Below are 23,683 nucleotides of genomic sequence, written 5' to 3' on the forward strand. Positions count from 1 at the left end.
ATGATGCGAGATACCGAGAATTTCGAGCCCATCGACAGCCGTGTGACACGTCCGGCATTCTGGAGGGAATTGCCGGAACGCTGGTCGAGCGATGTCGAGGAATCGCTCGTCTGCTGCCAGGTGCGGCAGGAAACGCACGATGTAAAAAGTTTCTTCTTTCGTTCGCCTCAGGGGCGGGCATTTTCGTTCGAGCCGGGGCAGTTCGTCACGCTGGAACTGGACATTGACGGCGAGACGCTTAACCGCTGCTATACGATCTCATCGTCGCCGGCACGGCCGCATACGATTTCGATCACGGTGAAACGTGTGCCCGGTGGAAGGGTGTCGAACTGGCTGCACGACAATCTGCAGCCCGGCGCGCCGGTCCGTGTGCTCGGGCCTGCGGGCGTATTCAGTTGTGCTCGGCATCCCGCGCGCAAGTATCTGTTTTTGTCCGCGGGCTCAGGCATCACACCGCTGATGTCGATGAGCCGAGCGCATCACGACCTTGCCGAAGATCGCGACATCGTGTTCGTGCACAGCGCACGCACGCCGGACGACATCATCTTTGCGCACGAACTCGATCTGATTGCCGCATCTCAGGCGAATTTCCGCACGGCATTCGTTTGCGAGCGGCTTGGCTCGCGTACTAACTGGCACGGCGTAACCGGTTATTTGTCCCTGCCGCTATTGAAGCTGATCGCTCCGGATTTTCTCGATCGAGAAATCTTCACTTGCGGGCCAGCGCCGTATATGAAGGCTGTTCGGGATCTACTGGGCGAAGCGGGATTTGATCGAAGCCGTTATCACGAGGAGAGTTTTTCATTCGAAGCGCTTATCGAAGAGGACGCACCGACGAGCGGCGGCAACGTGCAAGGTGAGCCGTGCAGTGCTGAGCCGGGTAGCGCCGGCGGTACCCAAGCCCGGCAGTATGCGGTCAGTTTCGCGAAAATCGGGCGCGAGATCATCTGCAATCCGGATCAAAACGTGCTAGATGCCGCACGGCTGGCAGGCGTGCGTTTAGCAGCATCGTGTACCCAGGGAATGTGCGGTACCTGCAAGGTGAAGCTGGTCTCGGGACAGGTAGACATGAAGCACAACGGCGGCATCCGCCAGAGGGAAATCGATCAAGGCATGGTGCTGCTATGTTGCAGCAAGCCACTGTCCGATCTAGTCGTTGATAAATAGGCTCGCCGCGTCGTGGCTTGGCAAATGCATGTCGTAAAGACGGAGTATCGGGGATTTCTGATCGACGAATCTAAAGAAGTCATTCACGTCTTGAAAACATTTGGGGGATCGAGCATGAAGCGCTTTGCAAAATGGGTGAGCAGCGGTGTGCTATCGATACTTTTGTTTGCGGTTTCGTCGACGTTTGCCGATACGAAGCCGACGTTGAAAATTGGTTATGTCGAAGGCTGGGACGATAGCGTTGCGACTTCCAATGTCGCCGCACGGATCATCGAGACGCGGCTGGGCTACCCAGTCCAACTTGTTCCTGTTGCAGCCGGCGTGATGTGGCAAGGCGTTGCGCGCGGCGATCTCGATGCGACGTTGTCTGCATGGTTGCCCACCACGCAGGGCGCGTATTGGGATCAGTTCAAGGCTAAGGTCGTCAATCTCGGAGTGAATTTTCCGGATGCGCGGCTCGGCCTGGTTGTGCCTGCCTACGTGAATGCGAAGACGATCGAGGATTTGAATGCTGATAAAACCGAATTCGGCGCCCGCATTGTCGGTATCGATGCGGGCGCGGGTCTGATGCGCAAGACCGGCGATGTGCTCAAAGTATACCGCCTCGACTACACGCTGATGCCGAGTTCGGGTAGTGCGATGACTGCAGAGCTAGCGCGCGCGATTCACGCGAACAAACCGATCGTCGTGACGGGATGGGCGCCTCACTGGATGTTCGCAAAGTGGAATCTGCGCTTTCTAGAGGATCCCAAAAGGGTTTACGGCGCGGCCGAGCATGTCGATAGCGTCGCGAACCCTGGCCTTGAAGCGAAGGCTAAGCCGGTTGTCGCGTTCCTGAAGAAATTTCAGTGGAAGCCTGGCGAGATCGACAACGTGATGCTCGCGATTCAGAACGGTACGAAGCCTGCCGCCGCAGCCGATGCATGGATCGCGGCACATCGCGATCGGGTTGCCGAATGGCTCGGCTCAATGCCGTGACGAGCCCCGTGCGAGCCTATTGGGGCAGGAATTGGGAGGGCAAATAAAATATACAGTTATCCGAATTAATTAACAAAAAATTGAACTTTTAAGCCGGAAAATTAGCATTTTTTTAGTTTTGTTCAAAATTGTTGGTAGAATGTAATCTTGTTCGGGCTCCTCACGGGAGGGCTTTTAATGAGTCAAGCAGGACTGCGCACGCGCAGCACCAGCGATATCGAATCAACGATCTCACATGAAGAAGAAGGCCGCACGCTGCATCGCGGCTTGGATTGGAAGGATGCTTTTTGGGTAACGAGCGGTGTGCCTGCGGGTGTGCTGTTCACGATCGGCGGTGTATGTGCGACGGTCGGTCAACCTGCGTGGGCGATCTGGATCGCCGCGATCACGATGGGTTTGATTCAAAGCGCGACTTATGCGGAAATTTCCGGGCTGTTTCCCCATAAATCGGGCGGCGCATCGGTGTACGGTGCGATGGGTTGGGTGCGTTACAGCAAGTTGATCGCACCCGTTTCGGTGTGGTGCAACTGGCTCGCGTGGTCGCCGATGCTTGCTCTGGGCTGCGGTCTTGCTGCAAGCTACGCACTCACCAGCTTGTTTCCTGCCGACGCGGCGATCCTCAATTGGAAATGGACGCTTTTCGATCTCGGCTTCATCAAGTCCGGTCTTACTCTGCGTGTCGACGCAACGTTTGTGATCGCGGCAGTCCTGTTGCTCGTCACCTTCAGGCTGCAGCATAGCGGTGCTTCGAAAGCCGCGCGTACGCAACGCATTCTCGGTATCGCGTCATTGACGCCTCTTTTGATCGTCGGCACCGTGCCGTTTGTCACGGGCGATGTGCCGATGTCGAATCTGCTGCCTTTGTTACCACTCGGACGCGATGCACACGGCAACCTGACCGCGGCTTCCTTCGGAAGTTGGAATGGGCAGGGTGTCGTGATGGCACTCGGCGCGATGTTTATGGCTGGTTGGGCGTCATACGGTTTTGAAACGGCGGTGTGCTATACCCGCGAATTTCGCGATCCGCGCAGCGATACCGCGAAGGCGATCTTCTGGTCAGGTGCGCTGTGCCTGATCGTCATGACACTCGTGCCGATGGCGTTTCAGGGGGCGCTAGGCACTGCGGCGATGCTCGACCCACACATCGGCGATGGCACGGGTGTTGCTGCTGCGATGGCACGTATCGTCGGCGGCGGGGCATGGGTGGCCAATGCGATCGTCGTGATGCTGATGCTGTCGATCCTGCTGATCGTGATGACGTCGATGATGGGCTCGTCTCGCACGCTCTATCAGGCGTCCGTTGATGGCTGGCTGCCGAAATACCTTTCGCACGTCAACGAGCATGGTGCGCCGACGCGCGCAATGTGGACCGATCTCGGTTTCAATCTCGTGCTGCTGATGATGTCCGACTACATGACGGTGCTGTCGATCTCGAATGTCTGCTACATGTTGTTCGTTTTCCTGAATTTGCAGTCGGGATGGATTCATCGAATGGACCGTGGCGACCGGGCACGGCCGTTCCGGTGCCCGACATGGTTGCTTGTGCTCGGTGCCGTATGCGGCTACGCGAATCTTGTCTACGTAGGCGTTGGGGCAGATCTGCAAGGCACGGGTACGTTGCGTAACGGCTTGATTGCGATGCTGCTGATCGTGCCGGTTTTCGTCTATCGCCATTACTGGCAGGACCGTGGTCGTTTCCCCGAGCAAATGGCCCGCGATATTTCGCTGACGATATCGCAGCGCAGCCGCTGGCTCGATATCGCGCCTTACGCTGCGCTGGCCGGCGCAGTGCTGACCATCGGTATTTCATATTACGTTGCGTGGGGCCGCTAAGGCGCTCATCGCGGCCATCTCACTTCCTTTCACATATCTGTCTGTTTGGAACACGCGACGCTCGCCGTCGCGTGTGGAACATTCGCTGTCGCGTTTACGCGGGTTGAATGAAATATGGGTTTGTATTTTTCGCCAACGGTATCAGCGAGCGATGCCGCGGCTTGGCGTCATTCGACGGTGCTCGCGGGCGCGTGAACTGCGCGCGAAATTTTCCGATGACTCGGGGAGGGTGATAATGAAAAGCTCGAATGTCGCTTGGCTGCGCGTGATTCCGATTGCGGTTGCAATGGCTGGTATGCCGGCTGCGGTCCGTGCGCAAAGCAGCGTCACACTGTATGGCATCGTTGATGGAGGTGTGACCTACGTGAATAATTCCGGTGGCTCGCACGTCTTCAAGTTCGACGATGGCGTCTCATATGGAAACCGAATCGGTTTCAAAGGCGTCGAGGATCTCGGTGGCGGGCTGAAAGCCGTATTTACGCTCGAAACCGGCTTCAGGCTTGGAACCGGCGCGCTCGGCTTCAACGGAGCGGAATTTGGTCGGCAGGCATATGTCGGATTACAAAACGATTGGGGCACGCTATCGTTCGGCAATCAGCTCGACATGACGGAGGAGATGGTCTTCCTAACCAACGTATCCGCATGGGCGAGCGGCTATGCGATTCACCAGGGCGATTTCGACCGGTTCAACGGCGACCGTTTGCCGAACTCCGTGAAGTTTCTGTCGAATACGTTTGGAGGCTTCAAGTTCGGCGCAATGTACTCGTTCGGCAACGTTGCAGGAAACTTTCACCGTAACAGTGCATACAGCGTCGGTGCCAACTACACGCAAGGCGATCTGTCGATGGGCGCTGCGTATACGCGTCTGAACAATCCGAACGGCATCTATGCATTCGATCCTTATGCAATGCTCGGTGTGAAGACTTTTCTAGGTCAGCCGACGGCTCGCGTCGATCCCGCTACAGGGCAAATTTCCGATTTGTTTTCGAGCACGCCGATGGACGTGGATAGCCAGAGCACGTTGGGCATCGGTGGAAGCTATACGGTCAAGAATCTAACGCTGATCGGTAATTTCACTTACACGACGATCAAAGGGTTCGGTCAATCGTCGCACATGCAAGTCTACGAAGGTGGGGCGAGCTACCAGATCACGCCTGCATTCAGCTTCATCGGCGGCTATCAGCACACACGTTTTGAGGGGCACCATTGGAACCAGGGCTCGGCAGGGCTTCACTACTTGTTGTCGAAGCGGACCGATGTCTATGTATCCGGCGATTACCTGCGTGCGTCGAGTGGCGTCGATGCGGTGATTGGCTACAGCTTTACGCCATCGACGACGCAAACGCAGGCCGACATCCGAATCGGGATGCGGCATTCGTTCTGATTCGGGCGCGCGGATTACACCGCACGCCCCGATGGAGCCCCGGTACAGCGGGGCTCTTGTCACATGGCCTTAGGCACGGTCACGCTATATGTACAGCTTTTGTTGTATGCGTTGCCGATCGCATCGATCTGTGTGCTACTGTAGCCGAGCGCTGCGGCTGCAGTCAGCACGGCTTGGGCCGCGGATTTCTGGCCGGTCGAACTATTGGTCATCGATAGCCCTTTGAGGAATGCCTTGTCCATGGCCGCGCCGCCGATCGCATCCCGCGCGACGAGGTTGCACGAAGCCCAGTATTGTCCGGCGGAATGGATTTCCTGGTTCCGAATCTGGGCGTAGGTGCGCCCTACGTTGTAGTTCGTCACGCGGCCGGCCCAGTATTCGTTGTGACCATCCCAGACGAACACCCAGTTGTATTGCGCATCGGACGAGTTCCAGCGGCCGTGATCACGGTTGTATCCAGCCGCGAGGTAGTCGCCCGTGCCTTCGGACAGCCCTTCGACTTGCGAGAGTCCGCCGTTCGTGATCCAGTCATGAATGCCATGTCCCAGCTCATGAACGACGACGTCCGCATCTTCCGCATCGTCGACGCCGCCCTGGCCGAACGAGAGCTTGCCGGAGCTCGATGAGTATGACGAATTATCTGCGCCAGATTGACCGTGTGGGTCGTATTGCACGCCTCCCGCATATTGATACGGCGTCGCCTTGATACCAAGATCAAGGTTTACATAGCGCAGGAACGTATCGATGTGGTAGTACGCGTTTACCGCTTCGAAATACGGGCTGGAGCGTGTGAAATCAAATGTTGTCGATGTTTGTGCTGGGCATGCATTGTCATTGGGTGCATCGAAATCGACGCATACCGCGTAGGGGCCAGCGAGTTTGTAATTCGTTCCCGCCTGAGTAAGCTCCTTGAGCGTCACAGGCACCCTTGCGGCGGTCAATTGCGTCGAATCCGCGTTGTTGTTGTCCTTGAAGCCGGTGCTACCGTAACTGCTTCTCGTCGACGAGAGGGGATCAGGCAAAAATGCGAAACCTGCACCGTCCGTCGCGTAGGATGCTTTGTCTTCTGCGCGCAGCACTTCGCCGCTGTTTGCATCGATGATCAACTCCCAATCGCCGTGCAAGCTGTCTTGCGGTTTGCCGCGCACCTTCCATGCCGTGTGCGTGCCGTTGCCGTCGACGAACGCGACGAGTTGTGACCGAACGTTTGCAAATCCGCCAATGCCTAGATAGGCGCGTGCGCGATCGAGCGCCTGTTGACTATCGACGGCTTGTGATTTACTCGATACAAGCGTGACGCCGCTCACCGCATTGCTGGCGACGTATAAGACGCGACCGTCCGGCGTGACCGTGACTGCGATGTCGCTGTCGTAGACGGGAAGCCCCGCCGCGCGTTGCTGGAAACGCACGACGGTAAAAGTATCATCGCGTCGCTCTGCTGCAACCGCTAGATTGGCGACTGAGCTTTGATCGATTCCGAGTTGAGCGGCGTGCGCAGCAATAAATTCGCGTGCCATCGTCGCGGCATCGGCTTTCTTTGCACGAAATGCCGGGCTTGGCAGCGTAATCGACACTACCCCAGGGCGGATTTGCCCAGTTTTGCTTATCTGATCGATGGGAGGGACGATGCCGCGCGTCAGGCTGGCGCGGCGGCTTTCTTCTTGCGGATTCGGCGCTTTCGAATCTGCCCAGGCCGTCGATGCGATGCCGAAACCGATGGCGAGGCTCAATGCGAGCGGCAGTGCTTTTGGGGATGTCAGCATCATCTCTCCTGATCTCAAAAGATTTGGATAACGAAACGAACACGAGAAAACTCTCGGACGACAAAATCCCTGCGCCGGCTCGATCGAGCCGATGCAATCGGACAGATAAAAGCGTGAAGCGGCGTGTCGCCGCCGGCGATCAGCGCATGCAGCGCGAGCCGGGTGACGGATGGAAGAGGACGTGCAGGATGGCGTGCGAATCGAAAGACAGGTGCTGCGAGAATAGATCGTGCATCGTCATAATGAGCCCCTCGGAATCGATATTCGATATACAGCTTTTCTATTCACGCACCCTCGTGTAGAGCCTCGAGTTGCCGGCGTGACCCTCTATTTTTAGCCATGTTACGGAATATTTTCAATGCTATTTCGATGTATTTTCGATGTCGGACTCGACGTGCAAGATCAGTAAGGTAGTGCACAGTCAGGTGATGCGGTGCAAAAATTCAGCGCCGGGCACGCCGATCGTCCGTCGGACTCAAGCCGAATTGCGCGCGATAGGTTCGTGAGAAATGCGAAGGTGATTCGAAGCCGCAAGCCGCGCAGACGGCGGCGATCGTCATATCGGTCTGCTGAATGAATTCGCGGGCACGTTCAAGCCGTAGGCGCTGATAGAAATGCGCCGGTGTGTCGTTCAAGGTCGAACTGAATAGACGTTCGAGCTGACGGCGCGTTACACCGACTTCTCGAGCGAGCATGGCGGACGTCAGCGGATTGTCGATGTGCCGCTCCATCATGCCGATCACTTGAATCAGCTTGCGATTGTGTACGCCGTACCGCGCGGCGATCTCGAGGCGCTGGCGCTCGGAATGCTGGCGAATGCGGCCCAGCACGAACTGCTCGGAGATCGTGGCGGCTAGCTCGGCACCGTGCCGGCGCGCGATCAGGGCGAGCATCATATCAATCGATGCCGTGCCGCCGGCACAGGTGATGCGCCGCCCGTCGATTTCGAACAGCTCCTGGGTCGTCTTCAGGTGCGGGTAGCGTTCGCGGAATGCTGCAAGCGCTTCCCAGTGCAGCGTCAGCGCATGTGACGGATCGAACAGGCCAGCTTGCGCGAGCACGAAGCTGCCTGTATCGATCCCGCCAAGCGTCGTGCCGTGCCGGTATTCACGTTTCAGCCAGTCGCCGAGCGCGCGCGTATAGCAAGCAAGCGGATCGAAGCCTGCCACGACAAAGATCGTGCTTGCACGCGTGACTTGCGCAAACGCGGCATCCGCATTCAGCAAAATGCCGTTACTCGCGACAACCGGCATACCGTCGCTGCTGACGATGCGCCATCGGTAAAGATCGGGCTTGAAGCGGTTCGCGACACGCAGCGGCTCGACTGCCGACATGAAGCCGAGTGCGGAAAAGCCAGGCAGCAATAGGAAATAAAAGTCTTCTGGCATGGCTCGCGCATCTGACCGATTGTGACTGAGCGTATCAAGCAAGACGCACCGAGGCAAGGCAGGCTTTCCAAAAATGCTGGAAAAGCACCGTTCCATTCGATCTTTTGGTCACCTAGTGGTTTTTACGAAGAGTCGCAAACAGGCAAGGGAACGTCGCCGCTGGTCGCTTTATCACGAATATGACTCGTTACCTTTGATTCCACGATGCAGGCCGAACCGCTTTACCGGAATCGGCATGCATGATCCGTCGAATCGGGAGGGAACGATGAAGCCGATCGAAACACTCGCAGCCGGTGTAACGCTTCTCGCAGTCGGCTTGCTGTCACAACCGTCGTTTGCGCAGGATTCGGCCGCATGCCGTAATGTGCGGTTCGCGGATATCGGCTGGACCGACATTACGTCGGCCACGGCGCTCGCGTCGCTACTCTTCGCTGGCCTCGGCTACAAGCCGACGACAACGATTGCGTCCGTGCCGATTTCATTTGCAGGCCTGAAGAATAGGCAACTTGACGTTTCACTTGGTTATTGGTGGCCGGTGCAACAACATCAGATCCAGTCGTTTATCGACTCGAAGTCGATCACGGTTGTTGAACCACCGAATCTGTCGGGGGCGAAAGCGACGCTCGCGGTACCAGCCTATGTTTATCAGGCGGGTTTGAAGACATTCGACGATATCGCGAAGCATCGCGCCGAACTCGGCGGCAAGATCTACGGCATTGAACCGGGCAGCAGCGCGAATGCGACGATCCAAAAGATGATCGATACGAATCAGTATGGGCTCGGTGGTTTCAAGCTCGTTGAATCGAGCGAGGCGGGGATGCTCGTCGAAGTGAACCGGGCGATTCGCAACCGGAAATGGATCGTATTCCTCGGGTGGGAGCCACATCCGATGAATATCCAGATCAACATGAATTATTTGTCGGGTGGCGATGCGGCATTCGGGGCGAACTATGGCGAGGCGCGGGTCTATACACTCACTGCGCCCGATTATATGGCGCGTTGCCCGAATGCAGGCAAGCTCGTCGGCAATCTGCACTTTACGACACAAATGGAAAACCGGCTGATGCTGTCCGTGATGAACAAAGTCAAGCCAGTGGATGCAGCGAAGGAATACATCAAACAGAACCCGCAAGTGCTCGATACGTGGCTGGCGGGGGTGAAAACCTACGATGGCAAGGACGGCTTGCTTGCAGTAAAGGCATATCTCGGGCTTTGAGCGGCCTGCTGACAGTTGTCATCGAGCATACTCATTTTTATTCGAACAAGGCGGGCGCGATGAATCAGGAAGTCATAGTGACTTGCGCGGTGACGGGCGCGGGCGACACGGTCGGCAGGCATCCGGCCATCCCCGTGACGCCAAAGCAGATTGCCGACGCGGCGATCGAGGCGGCAAAAGCGGGCGCGACGGTTGCGCACTGCCACGTGCGTGATCCGCAAACGGGCCGAGGCAGTCGTGATCCGGATTTATATCGGGAAGTGGTGGACCGGATCCGCTCAGCCGACGTCGATATCATCATCAACCTGACCGCAGGCATGGGCGGCGATCTCGAGATCGGTCCCGGCGAGGATCCAATGCGCTTTGGCAAAGGCACGGATCTCGTGGGCGGACTGACGAGGCTTGCGCACGTCCAGGAATTGCTGCCCGAGATTTGCACGCTGGATTGCGGAACGCTGAATTTCGGCGACGGTGACTTTATTTACGTGTCGACGCCCGCACAATTGCGAGTGGGTGCGAAGAAAATTCAGGCGCTTGGCGTGAAGCCCGAGCTGGAAATTTTCGATACCGGCCATTTGTGGTTCGCGAAGCAATTACTGAAGGAAGGGCTCCTAGATGATCCGCCGCTTTTCCAGCTTTGCCTGGGTATTCCATGGGGAGCACCTGCCGATACGGGCACGATGAAGGCGATGGTCGACAATTTGCCTTCCGGCGCGCAGTGGGCCGGCTTCGGGATCGGCAGGATGCAGATGCCGATGGTCGCGCAAGCGATGCTGCTTGGAGGGCATGTGCGGGTCGGTCTCGAAGACAATCTATGGCTTGATCGCGGGGTTCATGCATCGAACGGTTCGCTCGTCGAGCGTGCGCGGGAGATCGTCGAACGATTGGGCGGGCGCGTGTTGGACCCGGCTGAAGGGCGGCGCAAGCTCGGGCTTGCGCCACGCGGCGAGCGGCAGCTCGAAAGGCGGGCGATTACTGACTATGCGTAATGCATCGGACTGCTTGATTTGGTTTCATTCTCCACCAAGGGTAGATCGTCCATGGCTGTCATCACTAAAATCAATACGTTCGCGGCGGTTGGCACCGGCGTCATCGGCAGTGGCTGGGTGGCGCGCGCACTGGCAAACGGGATCGACGTCATTGCTTGGGATCCCGGAAAAGATGCGGAGCAGCAATTGCGGGCGAATGTCGAGAACGCGTGGCCAGCGCTCGAGCGCATCGGGTTGAAGCCCGGTGCGTCGCAACAGCGATTGCGTTTCGCTTCGACGGTTGAAGCGTGCGTCGCCGATGCGGATTTTATTCAGGAAAGCGCGCCGGAGCGGCAAACACTAAAGCTTGAGCTGCACGAGAAAATCAGTCGTGCGGCAAAGCCCGATGCAATCATCGGTTCATCGACGTCCGGATTGTTGCCGACCGATTTCCATGCGCGCGCGTTCCGGCCGGAACGTTGCGTCGTCGGGCATCCGTTCAATCCGGTCTATCTGCTTCCGCTGGTCGAGGTGCTTGGTGGTGTGCAAACCGCGCCGGAAACCATCGACGCGGCGATCGATATCTACCGCTCACTTGGAATGCGGCCGTTGAGGGTGCGTAAGGAAGTGCCCGGCTTTATCGCGGATCGTCTGCTCGAAGCATTGTGGCGCGAAGCATTGCATCTTGTCGACGAAGGCGTTGCGACGACGGGCGAGATCGATGACGCAATCCGTTTCGGCGCGGGAATACGCTGGTCGTTCATGGGAACCTTTCTAACGTATACCCTGGCGGGCGGCGAGGCTGGCATGCGCCATTTCATGCAGCAATTCGGTCCCGCACTGGAATTGCCGTGGACCAAGTTGGTTGCGCCGCGCTTGACCGACGCACTGGTCGATCGCATTGTTGAGGGTACGGAGAAACAGCAAGGACAGCGGAGCATCAAATCGCTCGAACGCTATCGGGACGAGTGCATTACAGAAGTAATTGCGGCGATTGCCGCGGTGAAAGCGCGTCACGGAATGCGCTACGAGGAGTGACGATGACGACGACGTCAATGCACGCGACGGAACTGACGATTTACCGCGATACGGTGCGCTCGGAATGGACAGATTACAACGGGCACTTGCGTGACGCGTTTTATCTGCTGATCTTCAGCTTCGCCACCGATGCATTGCTCGACTCGATCGGTCTTGACGATGCCGCGCGCAGATCGCGCGGCCGATCCGTTTATACGCTTGAGGCACATATCAATTACCTGCACGAAATCAAGGAAGGCGCGAGCGTGCGAGTGGATGTCCGCGTGCTTGCGCACGACGCGAAGCGGCTGCACTTATATCTCGAAATGTTTGCGAATGGAGCCGATGAAGCTGTGTCGGCGAGCGAGCAGATGCTGTTGCACGTCGATACGAGCGGCCCAAAAGCCGTACCATTCGATGATGATATCGCCGAGCGTATCGCGCAGTTGCATGCAATGCAGCGCCGATATTCGACTCCGGCTTATGCGAGACGCATCATAGGCTTGCCTGCTCCACGCTGATCCGCTTCCAATCGACAAACCGATTCAGACCTAGGCAAGTCATGCTGGAGCCAGAAATTGAAGCTTTTATTGCTCAGGCTGCCGCATGGTATCCAGACGATGCCTCATCGCGACCGATCGACGAGCAACGTGCGCTTTACGATCGATTTGCTGCGGCTTTTACGCCGCCGCTGCCGATCGGCGTTGTTGTATCCGATGCCAGGTTCATCGCTGCCGGCGGTCGTGCGATACGGTTACGCCGTTATCGGTCGCACTGCCGCGTTGCGCGCGGAACGGTCCTGTATTTTCACGGCGGTGGCTTTGTCGTTGGTTCGCTTGATAGCCATGCGCCGATCGCAGCCAGAATCGCGGCGGATACTGGGCTCGATGTGATCGTTGTCGATTATCGGCTTGCGCCCGAGCATCGCGCGCCCGCCGCATTCGACGATTGCCTGTGCATTGCCGGCGCCGCACTTGGCGGCTATTTGCCTTTCGATTCGACCTCGGGGCCTTTTCGTTTGGTTGGCGACAGTGCGGGCGGCACGCTCGCCGCATGGGTTGCTGCATCGTTGCGCGATGCCGGCCGTGATGGTGTTTGTGCTATCGCACTTATCTATCCGATGCTGGGCTTCGAGCCGCAACTGCCGGCTCGCGAGACGGAAGCCCATGCGCCAATGCTGACGCTCGCGGACGTCCATGCATATCTTCGGCATTATTGGGGCGATGCACCGCCGCACGGCGCCATGCCGCTCGATGCGCATCGTTTGGACGGCTTACCGCCGGTGCTTGCGATCGGTGCCGAACATGACCCGCTGCGGGATGATGCATATGCATATGTTTGCCGTATTCGTTCGGCAGGCGCTGACGCGCACTATTGGCTCGGCAGAGGGCTGGTGCACGGCGCGTGGCGGGCGCTCGACACAAGTCCGCAGGCAGCGCGGATGCACCGGATCGTCTGCGATTTTCTCGTTCAGGCAAAACGCTTTTGACAAGAACTCTGAATGTTTGATTTGGCCGCGCTTTTCCGTCAAAAGATTAGCCGCATAACGACGCGTTATACGTACCGTGACGAGCGTGGCTGCATTCGCGATGCGATACCCCGCGATCGCAAGAAATCCGCCCGCACAAATATGCTGAGGATGGCACGGAGTTCCGTGAAAATTCAATTAAGAAGATGCTTAATAAAATTTTTTTACTGGAATGATTGGCATATTTTTCTGTAAAAAAATTACTTGCTTCAATGATTTGATTTGGGTATGTGCATTGCGGTGGGGCAAAAGTATCACTGATTCCGCACAAGGATTCACTCGATTTGGGCATAAATAATAAACATTGAATTCTATAGTGTTCATTTTGTGTGGCCATAATAAGAAAATTGCTAAAAATAGCCTGTGCCGGTAGACTTCTCGGGTTTCATAGCTGGCGTATATATTAAAAATCAAATAGTTACATATAATGCCCGACGTAACTCAAGGGGTATTGCAATACGAAACGAAAAGTACTATTACTATCGTACAGTGCAACTATCGCTGCTCGCATGTTCACAGGAATCCGCCTATTCGTCTTTGAGTGACGAGTCGGCATGTACGGGGAATTTCCAGGTATGACCACTCGACAACCATCCGAAAAGGATGCGCTGTCTGGCGACGCACTTATCGAAATCCATTCGGAAATATCGAACGGCTCGGAAATTGGGCCGGGGGTACGGTTCGCGCAGACCTGGGCATTGGCGATTCGCCGTACATCATCGCGTCGATCAGCGGCACCACGATGTTCGCCGAAAGCAAGCAAGGGTTGCTCAACGGGTATATCGAGAGCTACGAAATCCTCAAAAAGCAGCGTCCGGATCTCAAGATGGTGCTGCTCGGGCGCGACGAGGTCAAGGCGGGCGACGGCATCATCAGCGTTCCTTACTACCCGAACTGGATGGGGTTGCTCAAAGAAGCGGAATTGCTGATGTCGGCGCCGGGCTGGATCACGGTGACCGAAATCTCGGCATTGAACATCCCGACGCTTTTCATCCTGCCGTCCAACTCGGAATACCACGAAGTCGAAGCACTGCGCCGTTTGTGCGAGTTGGGGTTCCCGACCTATGTCGGTTACGACAAGGATGAATTGGCGGAGATCATCGAGGCCGAGCTATTGAAGGACCGCAAGGCCGACGAATATTTCCTGCCGCACTCAAGGGTTGCGTCACCCGATTGGAAGGGGGCGGATCGGGCCGCCGTGAAGATATTGGAGTTGGCTGAGTCGGCTGAAGTCACGGACAAGGACGAGGAAGTGAGCTATCGGCAGTGAACTGATTGACCATGCGCTCAACGGCAACTTTCGAGATCCGCATACCGGCGCGGTTCCGACGCTTCCAGTCAACGTGGACAAATATTTGAACTGGTTGGATCGCGCAAGGCCGTCCAATTCGTTGCCGTATGGGTTGACTGCCGAGATCTCGCCGCTCGGATTTCGTGCCGATCGCACTTGGCAAGTGTTTTCCGCGTTGCACGTGCTGTCCGATTTGCGCGCGCTCGATATGCCGATCGCCGCGGCGGAAGACTTGGTCAGATCGATACGGAATTGCCAGAACGCGGACGGCGGATTTTCGGAGCAGCCGGGGCAGCTCAGCGATGTGTTCGCAACGTATTGCGCGACGGTCTCGCTGCGCTTGCTTAATAGCGAGCCGCTGAATCCGCAGGCATGCATCGACTATGTCAATCGCTGCCAGAACCCGGATGGCGGATTCGGAAACGTGCCCGGCTTGCGCTCGGATATTTGGCATACGAATTTGGCCGTTTTGTCGCTGCATGCATTGGAGGCAGAGCCTGCCGACAAGCGTGGTGTGTTCGCGTTCGCGCTTGCGTGCCGCTGCGCTGACGGTGGATTCTCGAATATGCCGGGCTTACCGCCGGATACCTTTTCCACGTACCGCGCGGTGTCGACGCTTGGCGCGCTGGGCAAACGGCTTGCTCATGTGACGGCAACGGTCGACTGGCTGCGCGCGCTCCAGGATCCCAGCGGCCCGTTTCTGTACCGGCCGGGGCGTGCGCGCAGCCTGGTCGGGACTTACATGGCGATCGCGTCGCTTTACTTGCTGGATTCGGAGCCGAAATTCCCCGAAGAGGCCAAGCAGTGGGTTGCTTTGCACCAGAAAGAGGACGGCGGCTTCGGCCCGCTAGGGACAACTTCCGCGACGACGGACGAAAGCTTTACTTGTATCCAAACCCTTTTGATTCTGCAGCGCTCACTGACTCCGTATTGGGTTGCTGTCGTCAACTGAAAACCGCTTGTTAAATTGAGCAAGGCAATGCTATGAGAATTCTCGTGACGGGTGGAGCCGGTTTTATCGGTTCTGCTTTGATTCGATATTTGGCCACGTCGACAGATGCCGTGATCGGCAATATCGACAAGCTTACCTATGCAGGGAATATCGATTCCCTGCAGGACGTGTCAAGTTCGGGGCGGTATTTTTTCTTCGAGGCAGACATCTGCGATACGGAAGAAATTCAGTCGATCTTCGAAAAGTTCAAGCCGGATGCAGTCATGCATTTGGCAGCCGAGTCGCACGTCGATCGCTCAATTACCGGGCCAGCCGATTTTATCCAGACCAACGTGAACGGGACGTTCGTGATGCTCGAAGTCAGCCGCCGTTATTGGTCCGGATTACCGGCAACCAAGAAGGAGGCATTCCGGTTCCACCATATTTCGACGGATGAGGTGTTTGGCGATCTGGAGAAGGATGACAGTCCGTTTACGGAGAAAACGCCTTATGCGCCGAGTTCGCCGTATTCCGCATCGAAAGCGGCGTCCGATCATTTGGTCAGAGCTTGGCATCGCACCTATGGGATGCCGGTCGTTATTACGAATTGTTCGAATAACTATGGCCCTTATCACTTCCCCGAAAAGCTTATTCCGCACATGATTCTCAGTGCTTTGGGCGGAAAGCCGTTGCCGGTTTACGGCAACGGTCAGCAGATTCGAGATTGGCTGTATGTCGAGGATCACGCACGGGCGCTGTATCTGGTGGTGACCAAGGGGGAGGTCGGCGAAACCTACAACATCGGCGGTGGAAATGAGCGGACGAATCTAGAAGTCGTCGAATCGATCTGTGATTTGCTGCAGGAGCTGCGGCCCGCGCGCGAGATCGGCCATTATCGCGATCTGATTACCTTTGTCGCAGACCGGCCCGGGCACGATACCCGATATGCGATCGATCATCGGAAGATCACGTCGGAACTCGGTTGGCAGCCGGTCGAAAGCTTCAGCACCGGGCTGCGAAAAACAGTCGAGTGGTATTTAAATCATTCCTGGTGGTGGGAAAGAGTGTTGTCCGGCGCTTACCGGCTTGAACGGATCGGTGTGGTCTAGGCCGCCGGTCGAAAGTATAAAATTTCATGAGATTGAATGATGGCCACTTATAAGGGAATCGTTTTGGCCGGGGGCAGCGGCACGCGGCTGCATCCGCTAACCTTCGGTGTTTCGAAGCAGTCGCTTCCGGTTTACGATAAGCCGATGATCTACTATCCGTTGTCCGTGCTTCTTTTGGCGAATATCCGGGACATACTGATCATCAGCACGCCGGACGACATCGGTAGTTTTCAGCGAATGCTAGGTGACGGCAGTCAGTTCGGCGTTTCACTCAGCTATGCAGTTCAGCCGAGCCCTGATGGTTTGGCACAGGCGTTTTTGATCGGAAAAGAATTTATCGGAAACGACAACGTCTGCCTGATTCTCGGCGACAACATCTTCTATGGCAGCGGTTTGTCGGGGATTCTGGGCGACGCTACATCGAGGGAAACCGGCGCCACGATTTTCGGCTATCACGTGCTGGATCCGGAGCGATTTGGTGTGGTGGAGTTCGATGCGTCCGGCCGGGCGATCAGCCTGGAAGAAAAGCCGCGCGAACCGAAATCGAATTTTGCCGTTACGGGCCTTTATTTTTATGACAACGATGTAGTGGATATCGCCGCATCGATCAAGCCGTCCGCGCGTGGCGAGCTGGAAATAACGGACGTCAATCGAGCCTATTTGGAGCGAGGTGATTTGTACGTCAATATTCTTGGGCGCGGCTTCGCGTGGCTCGATACCGGTACCCATGATTCGTTGCTCGAGGCGTCGAATTTCGTTCAAGCGATTGAAAAGCGGCAGGGGTTGAAAGTCGCTTGCTTGGAGGAAATCGCTTTCTCCAAAGGTTGGATCAGTCAACAAGCGTTGCATGAGCGCGCATCGTCTTTGAGCAAGAATAGCTACGGACGATATCTTTCCACGCTGTTGGCATAACGGAGCATTGAGCAGGTTGCGACTCAGGTAAGCATTGCAGCTTGCCTGGGTTTTTTGGGATTGGCAAGTTCGAAGGCGCGGTGGAGCGGGCACTTCGGCCAGGTATAGGTTTAGGCGTGCCTGGGCTCGTTATTGCTGGGGCGCTTGCGGAAAGGTATTGCGGGGAATGATGTTGTGAATGAAGTTGCGCATTTGCCGTCTTCATGGAGGAACATATCGTGCTCCTGAAATATTTTTCATGAGATGAATTTGAAAATAGAGTGGCGATTTATTTGAATTGAATTTTCATCATCAATCGCCTCGATCGTGGCTTGTTTATTGAAGCAAGGCTGGTTGGGATTGATTGGCTGTCAGGGTCCAAAGTTCGCTGGATGCCGATTTTATTCTTTCATTCAAGATCTCTTCGGTTTCCTTTTGAGCCCAATCCTTGGACGTGGCGAATATCGCGGTAGGTACCACCCACGCACGCAAATAGCCGAAGAGGGTTCGCATTGCACCGTCCAGCATCAGCGAATGTCTGACGCTGCCGCCCGTTGCCGCCAGTAACACCGGTTTGGCGGTTATCCCGTCCGGGCGCAGCAGATCGATGAACATCTTGAAAAGCCCGCTGTACGATCCTTGATAGACGGGGGTTGCCACGATCAAGGCATCCGAATCCATGGTGGAGTCAATCGCGTTTTGCAGCGCGGCGCCTTTTTCCCCCGTCACAATAGCTTGGCTGATTTCAGCGGCTAGCTTTCGCAACTCCACCCATTCAAATTCCAGTTCATCGTCTTCTCCGGATACTTCCTTGACGGTATCCATGATTCTGGATGCCAAAAAATCGGTGGATGATGGAAAGCTCACACCGGCAGTGATGATGGCGATTTTTTTCATTTGGGTCACCTCATGCTCGTTGATGGAATCGGAAATCGAGTTTTCGTATCAATGAATTTTAAGAGCTTGCGTAGCTTTTAAGGATTTCGTTGTTTTTATGCACCGCTTTCCTGTTTTCATGAGTCGGCGGATCGACAGCCAAAGCGTTTCGATTCTTCTGGGTTTCTTTTCTCAGCACGGGAAGCACCTGACTCCCGAACAGATCCAGCATTTCAAGCACGGTTTTCAGCGGTATCCCCGCATGGTCGAAAAGAAAAAGCTGGCGCTGATAGTCGCCGAAGTGCTCCCTGAAGGTCAGCGTTTTGTCGATGATTTCCTGCGGACTGCCGACCGACAGCGGGGTGGCCTCCATGAATTCTTCGAGAGAAGGCCCGTAGCCGTAAACCGGCGCATGGTCGAAATAAGGGCGAAACTCTCTCTTTGCGTCTTGCGAATTGGGCCTGATGTAAATGTGCCCACCGAGTCCGACGATGGCCTGCTCAGGCTTACCGTGGCCATAATGTGCGTAGCGTTCCCGATAAAAATTGACGAGTTGCATGAAGTGTTCGCGTGGCCAGAGGATATGGCTCGCGAAAAATCCGTCTCCATAATATGCGGCCTGTTCGGCGAATTGCGGCGTGCGAATGGAACCATGCCAGACGAACGGCGGCACATTGTCCAGCGGCCGGGGTATGGACGTGAAATTCTGTAGCGGCGTCCGGAATTTTCCGCGCCAATTAATGGACTCTTCGCGCCATAGGCGATACAGCAGGTCGTAGTTTTCCAATGCAAGCGGCACCGCATCCAGAATATTCTTGCCGAACCACGGATAGACCGGTGCCGTGTTGCCCCTTCCAAGCATGAGGTCGACCCGGCCGCCGGCTAGATGCTGCAGCAGCGCATATTCTTCGGCGAGGCGGACGGGGTCGTTGGTCGTAATCAGAGTCGTCGATGTCGACAGAATGATTTTTTTGGTTACCGCAGCGATATAGGCCAGCGTGACCGGCGGAGCGGGCGTAACAAAAGGTGGGTTGTGATGCTCGCCGCTCGCGAATACATCCAGGCCGATTTCTTCAGCCTTTTTCGCGATTTGGATCATGGCCTGTATGCGCTCTGCTTCGGTGGGAACGGTATTGTTCGTCGGGTCGCGCGTGACATCGCCAACGCTGTAAATTCCGAACTGCATGTAGCCTCCGTTAAATGACAGCCTGACGGCACTGCAGCCAACATTCGAACGGCTCACCTTCACCATTCGCGCCGACGCCCGAATTGTTCGGTGCACGGCCAAGTGCAGAACATCAGATCTATTGTTCGATAGTACGTTGATACGTGTACAATAACAACGAGCGGCACGAAATATTGCCTCGATGGCATGTCCACCAGCCGTTTGCCGGCGGCGCGAAGCTTCGAATGATCGATTTTCGGGAGATGTGAATGAAACTCGGGTTTATCGGGTTGGGTACCATGGGCAAGCCGATGGCTGCCAATCTCATCAAGGCCGGGTACGATGTCCGGGTTTGGAATCGCTCATCATCGGCTGTCGAGGAGCTGAATAGGCTCGGGGCGGAAGTCGCCGGCACGCCTGCCGACGCAGCCAAGGTTGACGTGTTGTTTTCGATGTTGTCCGACGATGATGCGGTTCGGGCGATATTGGTACGCGGCCGTGTCATCGATGAAATGCAGAGCGGGGCGATTCACGTCAATATGGCTACGGTCTCGGTGGCGCTGGCCGCAGAACAGGCGTCATTGCATCAACAAAGAGGAATCGGGTATATCGCAGCGCCGGTATTGGGGCGGCCCGACGTCGCCGCATCGGGAAAGCTGAATATTCTCGCCGCCGGGCGATTCGATTTGATCGATAAGATTCGGCCGCTATTAGCGCCTTTAGGGCAAAAAATCTGGCAGTTCGGGGAGAATCCGGCTCAGGCCAATGCCGTCAAATTGTCGGTCAATCTCATGATCGCGTCCGCTATCGAATCGATGGCCGAAGGTGCTGCTCTGGCCGAAAGTCATGGTATTCCCACCAAGGATTTCATTGAGCTGATCGGCGCCACACTATTTTCCGTTCCGGTGTATCAGGGATATGGCCGGCTGATGGCCGAAAAAAATTATCAACCGGCTGGATTCAAGCTGGCGTTGGGTCTGAAAGATATCCGGCTTGCTTTGCAGGCGGGCGAAGCGGCACGAGTTCCATTGCCCTTTGCGGGCGTTTTAAGAGAAAACTTGCTCGATGGCCTGGCCCATGAGCAAGGCGAACACGATTGGGCTTCCCTGTTTGAGGTGGCAAGACGGCGGGCGGCGCTGGATTGATGCGGCGCCTTTCGAGATTGAATTCATTGGAGGAAGCATGGATATTTTTCCGATTTTCCGTAAAGGGGTGTTGCTGATTTTATTGGCGCTTTCGTATTCCTGTGGCGCTCAAACGATGGCTGCCGGAATCGATTCGACAGGCCAATCCAGCTTGAATAAAAGTGAAGATGCCGGGCGTGCGAGTCAGCCGATATTGTTGACCGTCGTTCTCAAGCATGACCAGAGCAAGCCTTTACCGGATATTATTAATCAAGTCAAAAAACAAGGGTTCTACGATAATTTTCCCCCTAAAGGTGTCGAAGTGGTATCTTGGTACGTATGGATGGGGGTCGGCCAAGTGATTACTCTAAAGGTACCGGTGGGGAAATTACGGGAAGTCAATAGGGTATTGGAAGAGTCGGCTTGGGGAGGGTTTAGGACCGAGGTGTATGCAACGTACGATTACATGGACCTCGGAAAGCGTCTGCACGCTGGTGCATTTTCTAAGTAATTTGCAGTTTTGATGTGATGGTGCCGATATAGGCATATGATGCGTCATGCCGGTAGTGCCCCCGGTAGCGATTGCACTTACTGCCCAGGTTTGAGGTCGGCTTTTTGCTAGTCAATTGATTGGCAGTGGCGTTTGTAACGTCGCCATGCCTGTTTCTTGTTTTTGCAGTTTGTTTAGCTGCGATGCGCACATTTTTCGATCATTGTGCGATATCGGTGGCGGCCGTATTTCGTCTGAGATATTCGAATGGCGTGGGTGTCGTGTGCCCGGCACCGCGATGACTATCGGGTTCTCGGCCAGTCTAAGTCAACACGTCCACGCACTCTGGTATCCACTGAGGGCGCTTTGATGGCGTGCGTTTGGCCTGCTGACGTGATCCGGCAACGCATGCGGTAAATGCCAGCTCGATCTGAAAAGCTTTTTTTTCAGTGGCCATATGTCAAATGGCGGAGACAAGGCAGGAGGGGGACGTGCGGTGAGTTGCGGCCATGCGTGTCGCAATCAGTTGTAATTTTGAATTTCGGGGATCCTTTGAATGGTGGCAAAACATTCACTGGCAGCATCGTTGAGAATATTCCGGAAGGCCAGGGGGCTGAGCCAGGAGGCATTTTCAAATGTGTCCAGTCGTACGTATCTGAGCTCGTTAGAGCGAGATCTCAAGTGCCCAACTCTAAATAAGTTGGCGGAACTCTGCGAAGTTCTGGACATTCATCCACTGACTCTGTTGATACTGGCTTATGCGGATGGCAGCATTAACCAGACAGATCAATTGTTGTTGCAAGTTCAGTGCGAATTGGCGTCTGTGCTAAAGAACAATCGGGCAACGTCTTAGATCTGCTTGTCATATCGTTTTTCGCGTGCCGGATGTGCAGAGGCTGGTTATTGCACACTCCGTCCTTAGATGCCGGATGGGTTCGCTTTCGGTAAAAATGGCTTGTTCCAGCGAATCGACATGGGTTTCTTCGTGATGTGCAATGGACGAAGCAACGAATGACGATATCTGCTTATTTCGCCGCAAATAACTCAGATGGGACTGGGTTCCAATGCTTTGGATTTTTCATAGTTTTTTTGCATCAAAAAAATATCTAATTAAAAAATAAATTTCATAAACCAACCGAATGATCATGCGCGGTCTCCTTTCCGCTTGTTTGGTACGGCGATAGAGAGGATGTCTGCTTGACTGTCGCACAGTGCAATAGTTGCTTGCGACTGTACTATTGTTTTCGTACAATTGAATGACAACGACCCGCTGCTACCACGCTCCGGCCTCTGGCCAGACTTGCGTCAGAGGGCGAGGTCACTGCTTCTCGCAAGAACCCGTTTTTCGTTAGCTATAAGGAGCTGGTAATGAACACGCTGATGCTGCGGAAGAACCTTTCCGAAGATGCCGGTAGCTGGATCAACAAAATAGATGCACTGGGGGAGATGCTCGCCGGACATCGAGAGTATTCCGAGAAAAAAAAGGCAACTCATCCAGAGGTGATGGATGAACTTTTTAAGGCCGGCTTGGGAAAATTGTCGATTCCAAGGGCTTTTGGCGGGCGCCAGGTTCCTTTGGCGACGATCGCGGAAATTCTGCAAACCTTGTCCAAATACGACGCCTCGGTTTCATGGCAGGTCGCGGTTCAGGTTGCGATGGGGCGCTTGGCTGACTACTTGCCTGAAGAGGCCGCACACGAGATTTATAGCGATACCCGCCGGTTTGTCATCGGCGCCATTCACTCGGGCGGCACAGCGGTTCCTGAAAAAGATGGCTACCGATTGAGCGGTCAATGGACATTTGCGAGCGGCTCTCCGCATGCGGATTGGTTGGTATGTACCGCGGTCGTCCAGAATGACGATGCAACCGCCACGCCTGAAACACGGATGTTCTTCGTTCCGGCGAGCAAATGCCAGATATTGGATACCTGGGATACGCTGGGTATGCGAGGCACGGGCAGCAATGATTTCACGTGCAAAGACGTGTGGGTCGACAAAAAACTGAGCGTTGACGCGGGTCTTCTGAAATATCGTCCGAAGGAGCGTTCAACGCTAGCCTATTTCACGGGTTACTACGATTTCGGCACTATCGCCGCAATGGCAACCGTTTATGGGATTGCCAAATCGGCGCTCGAATTCTTCCGTGACAACCGAAAGAAACCGCTTGATCCGAATGTCGGTCCAGTGATCGACGAGAAAGTCGGGCGTTCGTTGTCGCTGCTTTATTCCGCAAGATTGCTTTTGGACGACGCTGTCGAGCAAGCGGCGGTTCCCAATGACGGGAGCGTGGTCGGCACACATCCGCGAGTAGCGGTGGCGGCTGCGACGATGACCGAGAATTCGGTTGCTGCGCTCAACCAAATATATACCCTGGCTGGTGCCGGTGCGGTCTATAAACGGAACTACCTTGAGCATTGCTTCCGGGACATTCATACCGGCTCCAAGCACTTTACCCTTTCGCCGTTGAATTTCTACAGCATCGGAAACGCTTTTCTTGAAAGGCAGTAAGTCGGAATGTGGATGCGTGCCCTTGATGCGCGATATATAAAAATCTTCGAGGTCGG

General features: G+C 55.5%; 21 protein-coding genes. 17 read left to right on the forward strand and 4 right to left on the reverse strand.

The window, feature by feature from the left end; genetic code table 11:
* The 4 genes from WS68_RS21985 to WS68_RS22000 all read left to right on the forward strand — a co-directional run bounded on the left by WS68_RS21985 (position 1) and on the right by WS68_RS22000 (position 5,362).
* Entirely contained in the window at positions 1 to 1,167 is a 1,167-nt protein-coding gene (locus WS68_RS21985) for a hybrid-cluster NAD(P)-dependent oxidoreductase (RefSeq protein WP_059573081.1), read from the forward strand.
* 114 nt (positions 1,168 to 1,281) lie between these two features.
* Entirely contained in the window at positions 1,282 to 2,145 is an 864-nt protein-coding gene (locus tag WS68_RS21990) for a glycine betaine ABC transporter substrate-binding protein (protein WP_059572756.1), read from the forward strand.
* Between the two features lie 177 nt (positions 2,146 to 2,322).
* Positions 2,323 to 3,978, forward strand: coding sequence for an APC family permease (locus WS68_RS21995; RefSeq protein WP_059572757.1), 1,656 nt, complete (start codon positions 2,323 to 2,325; stop codon positions 3,976 to 3,978).
* Between the two features lie 235 nt (positions 3,979 to 4,213).
* Positions 4,214 to 5,362, forward strand: a complete 1,149-nt coding sequence (locus tag WS68_RS22000; RefSeq protein ID WP_059572758.1) for a porin — start codon at positions 4,214 to 4,216, stop codon at positions 5,360 to 5,362.
* A gap of 59 nt (positions 5,363 to 5,421) precedes the next feature.
* On the opposite strand, the gene WS68_RS22005 is transcribed toward WS68_RS22000, so the two are convergent.
* Positions 5,422 to 7,125 (reverse strand): M36 family metallopeptidase, encoded by a 1,704-nt coding sequence (locus WS68_RS22005; RefSeq protein ID WP_059573083.1) that lies wholly within the window; start codon positions 7,123 to 7,125, stop codon positions 5,422 to 5,424.
* Between the two features lie 443 nt (positions 7,126 to 7,568).
* A complete protein-coding gene (locus WS68_RS22010; protein WP_059572759.1) occupies positions 7,569 to 8,513 on the reverse strand; it encodes a GlxA family transcriptional regulator in 945 nt (314 codons plus the stop codon).
* A 265-nt stretch (positions 8,514 to 8,778) separates the two neighbouring features.
* Between WS68_RS22010 and WS68_RS22015 the strand changes: the two genes are divergently transcribed.
* The 9 genes from WS68_RS22015 (at position 8,779) to rfbA (ending at position 17,485) form a co-directional block, all read left to right on the forward strand.
* Positions 8,779 to 9,729: a choline ABC transporter substrate-binding protein gene (locus WS68_RS22015; protein ID WP_059573085.1), complete on the forward strand. Its 951-nt coding sequence runs from the start codon at positions 8,779 to 8,781 to the stop codon at positions 9,727 to 9,729.
* 59 nt (positions 9,730 to 9,788) lie between these two features.
* Positions 9,789 to 10,718 (forward strand): 3-keto-5-aminohexanoate cleavage protein, encoded by a 930-nt coding sequence (locus tag WS68_RS22020; protein WP_059573087.1) that lies wholly within the window; start codon positions 9,789 to 9,791, stop codon positions 10,716 to 10,718.
* Positions 10,719 to 10,769: 51 nt separating this feature from the next.
* Positions 10,770 to 11,735 carry an L-carnitine dehydrogenase gene (locus tag WS68_RS22025; RefSeq protein WP_059572760.1) on the forward strand — a complete coding sequence of 322 codons (966 nt, stop codon included), beginning with the start codon at positions 10,770 to 10,772 and terminating at the stop codon, positions 11,733 to 11,735.
* Between the two features lie 2 nt (positions 11,736 to 11,737).
* On the forward strand, positions 11,738 to 12,235 hold the full coding sequence (locus tag WS68_RS22030; RefSeq protein WP_059572761.1) for a thioesterase family protein: 498 nt from the start codon (positions 11,738 to 11,740) through the stop codon (positions 12,233 to 12,235).
* A 41-nt stretch (positions 12,236 to 12,276) separates the two neighbouring features.
* Positions 12,277 to 13,203, forward strand: a complete 927-nt coding sequence (locus WS68_RS22035; protein WP_059572762.1) for an alpha/beta hydrolase — start codon at positions 12,277 to 12,279, stop codon at positions 13,201 to 13,203.
* A gap of 781 nt (positions 13,204 to 13,984) precedes the next feature.
* Positions 13,985 to 14,512, forward strand: a complete 528-nt coding sequence (locus tag WS68_RS22040) for a hypothetical protein (protein ID WP_059572763.1) — start codon at positions 13,985 to 13,987, stop codon at positions 14,510 to 14,512.
* An 85-nt stretch (positions 14,513 to 14,597) separates the two neighbouring features.
* Positions 14,598 to 15,485 carry a prenyltransferase/squalene oxidase repeat-containing protein gene (locus WS68_RS22045; RefSeq protein ID WP_197419655.1) on the forward strand — a complete coding sequence of 296 codons (888 nt, stop codon included), beginning with the start codon at positions 14,598 to 14,600 and terminating at the stop codon, positions 15,483 to 15,485.
* A 32-nt stretch (positions 15,486 to 15,517) separates the two neighbouring features.
* Positions 15,518 to 16,573 (forward strand): dTDP-glucose 4,6-dehydratase, encoded by a 1,056-nt coding sequence (rfbB, locus tag WS68_RS22050; protein ID WP_059572765.1) that lies wholly within the window; start codon positions 15,518 to 15,520, stop codon positions 16,571 to 16,573.
* A 36-nt stretch (positions 16,574 to 16,609) separates the two neighbouring features.
* A complete protein-coding gene (gene rfbA, locus WS68_RS22055) occupies positions 16,610 to 17,485 on the forward strand; it encodes a glucose-1-phosphate thymidylyltransferase RfbA (RefSeq protein WP_442857182.1) in 876 nt (291 codons plus the stop codon).
* A 315-nt stretch (positions 17,486 to 17,800) separates the two neighbouring features.
* Here rfbA and WS68_RS22060 read toward each other — a convergent pair whose 3' ends face one another.
* A complete protein-coding gene (locus tag WS68_RS22060; RefSeq protein ID WP_082710210.1) occupies positions 17,801 to 18,361 on the reverse strand; it encodes a CE1759 family FMN reductase in 561 nt (186 codons plus the stop codon).
* A 58-nt stretch (positions 18,362 to 18,419) separates the two neighbouring features.
* Positions 18,420 to 19,526, reverse strand: coding sequence for a CE1758 family FMN-dependent luciferase-like monooxygenase (locus WS68_RS22065; RefSeq protein WP_059572768.1), 1,107 nt, complete (start codon positions 19,524 to 19,526; stop codon positions 18,420 to 18,422).
* A gap of 248 nt (positions 19,527 to 19,774) precedes the next feature.
* Between WS68_RS22065 and WS68_RS22070 the strand changes: the two genes are divergently transcribed.
* The 4 genes from WS68_RS22070 to WS68_RS22080 all read left to right on the forward strand — a co-directional run bounded on the left by WS68_RS22070 (position 19,775) and on the right by WS68_RS22080 (position 23,627).
* On the forward strand, positions 19,775 to 20,650 hold the full coding sequence (locus WS68_RS22070) for an NAD(P)-dependent oxidoreductase (protein WP_059572769.1): 876 nt from the start codon (positions 19,775 to 19,777) through the stop codon (positions 20,648 to 20,650).
* 37 nt (positions 20,651 to 20,687) lie between these two features.
* A complete protein-coding gene (locus tag WS68_RS22075) occupies positions 20,688 to 21,140 on the forward strand; it encodes a hypothetical protein (protein ID WP_059572770.1) in 453 nt (150 codons plus the stop codon).
* 535 nt (positions 21,141 to 21,675) lie between these two features.
* Positions 21,676 to 21,972 (forward strand): helix-turn-helix domain-containing protein, encoded by a 297-nt coding sequence (locus WS68_RS26690; protein WP_082710211.1) that lies wholly within the window; start codon positions 21,676 to 21,678, stop codon positions 21,970 to 21,972.
* Between the two features lie 515 nt (positions 21,973 to 22,487).
* Entirely contained in the window at positions 22,488 to 23,627 is a 1,140-nt protein-coding gene (locus tag WS68_RS22080) for an acyl-CoA dehydrogenase family protein (protein ID WP_059572771.1), read from the forward strand.
* Positions 23,628 to 23,683: the final 56 nt, after the last annotated feature.

It is taken from the genome of Burkholderia sp. TSV86, assembly GCF_001522865.1.
Taxonomy (GTDB): domain Bacteria; phylum Pseudomonadota; class Gammaproteobacteria; order Burkholderiales; family Burkholderiaceae; genus Burkholderia.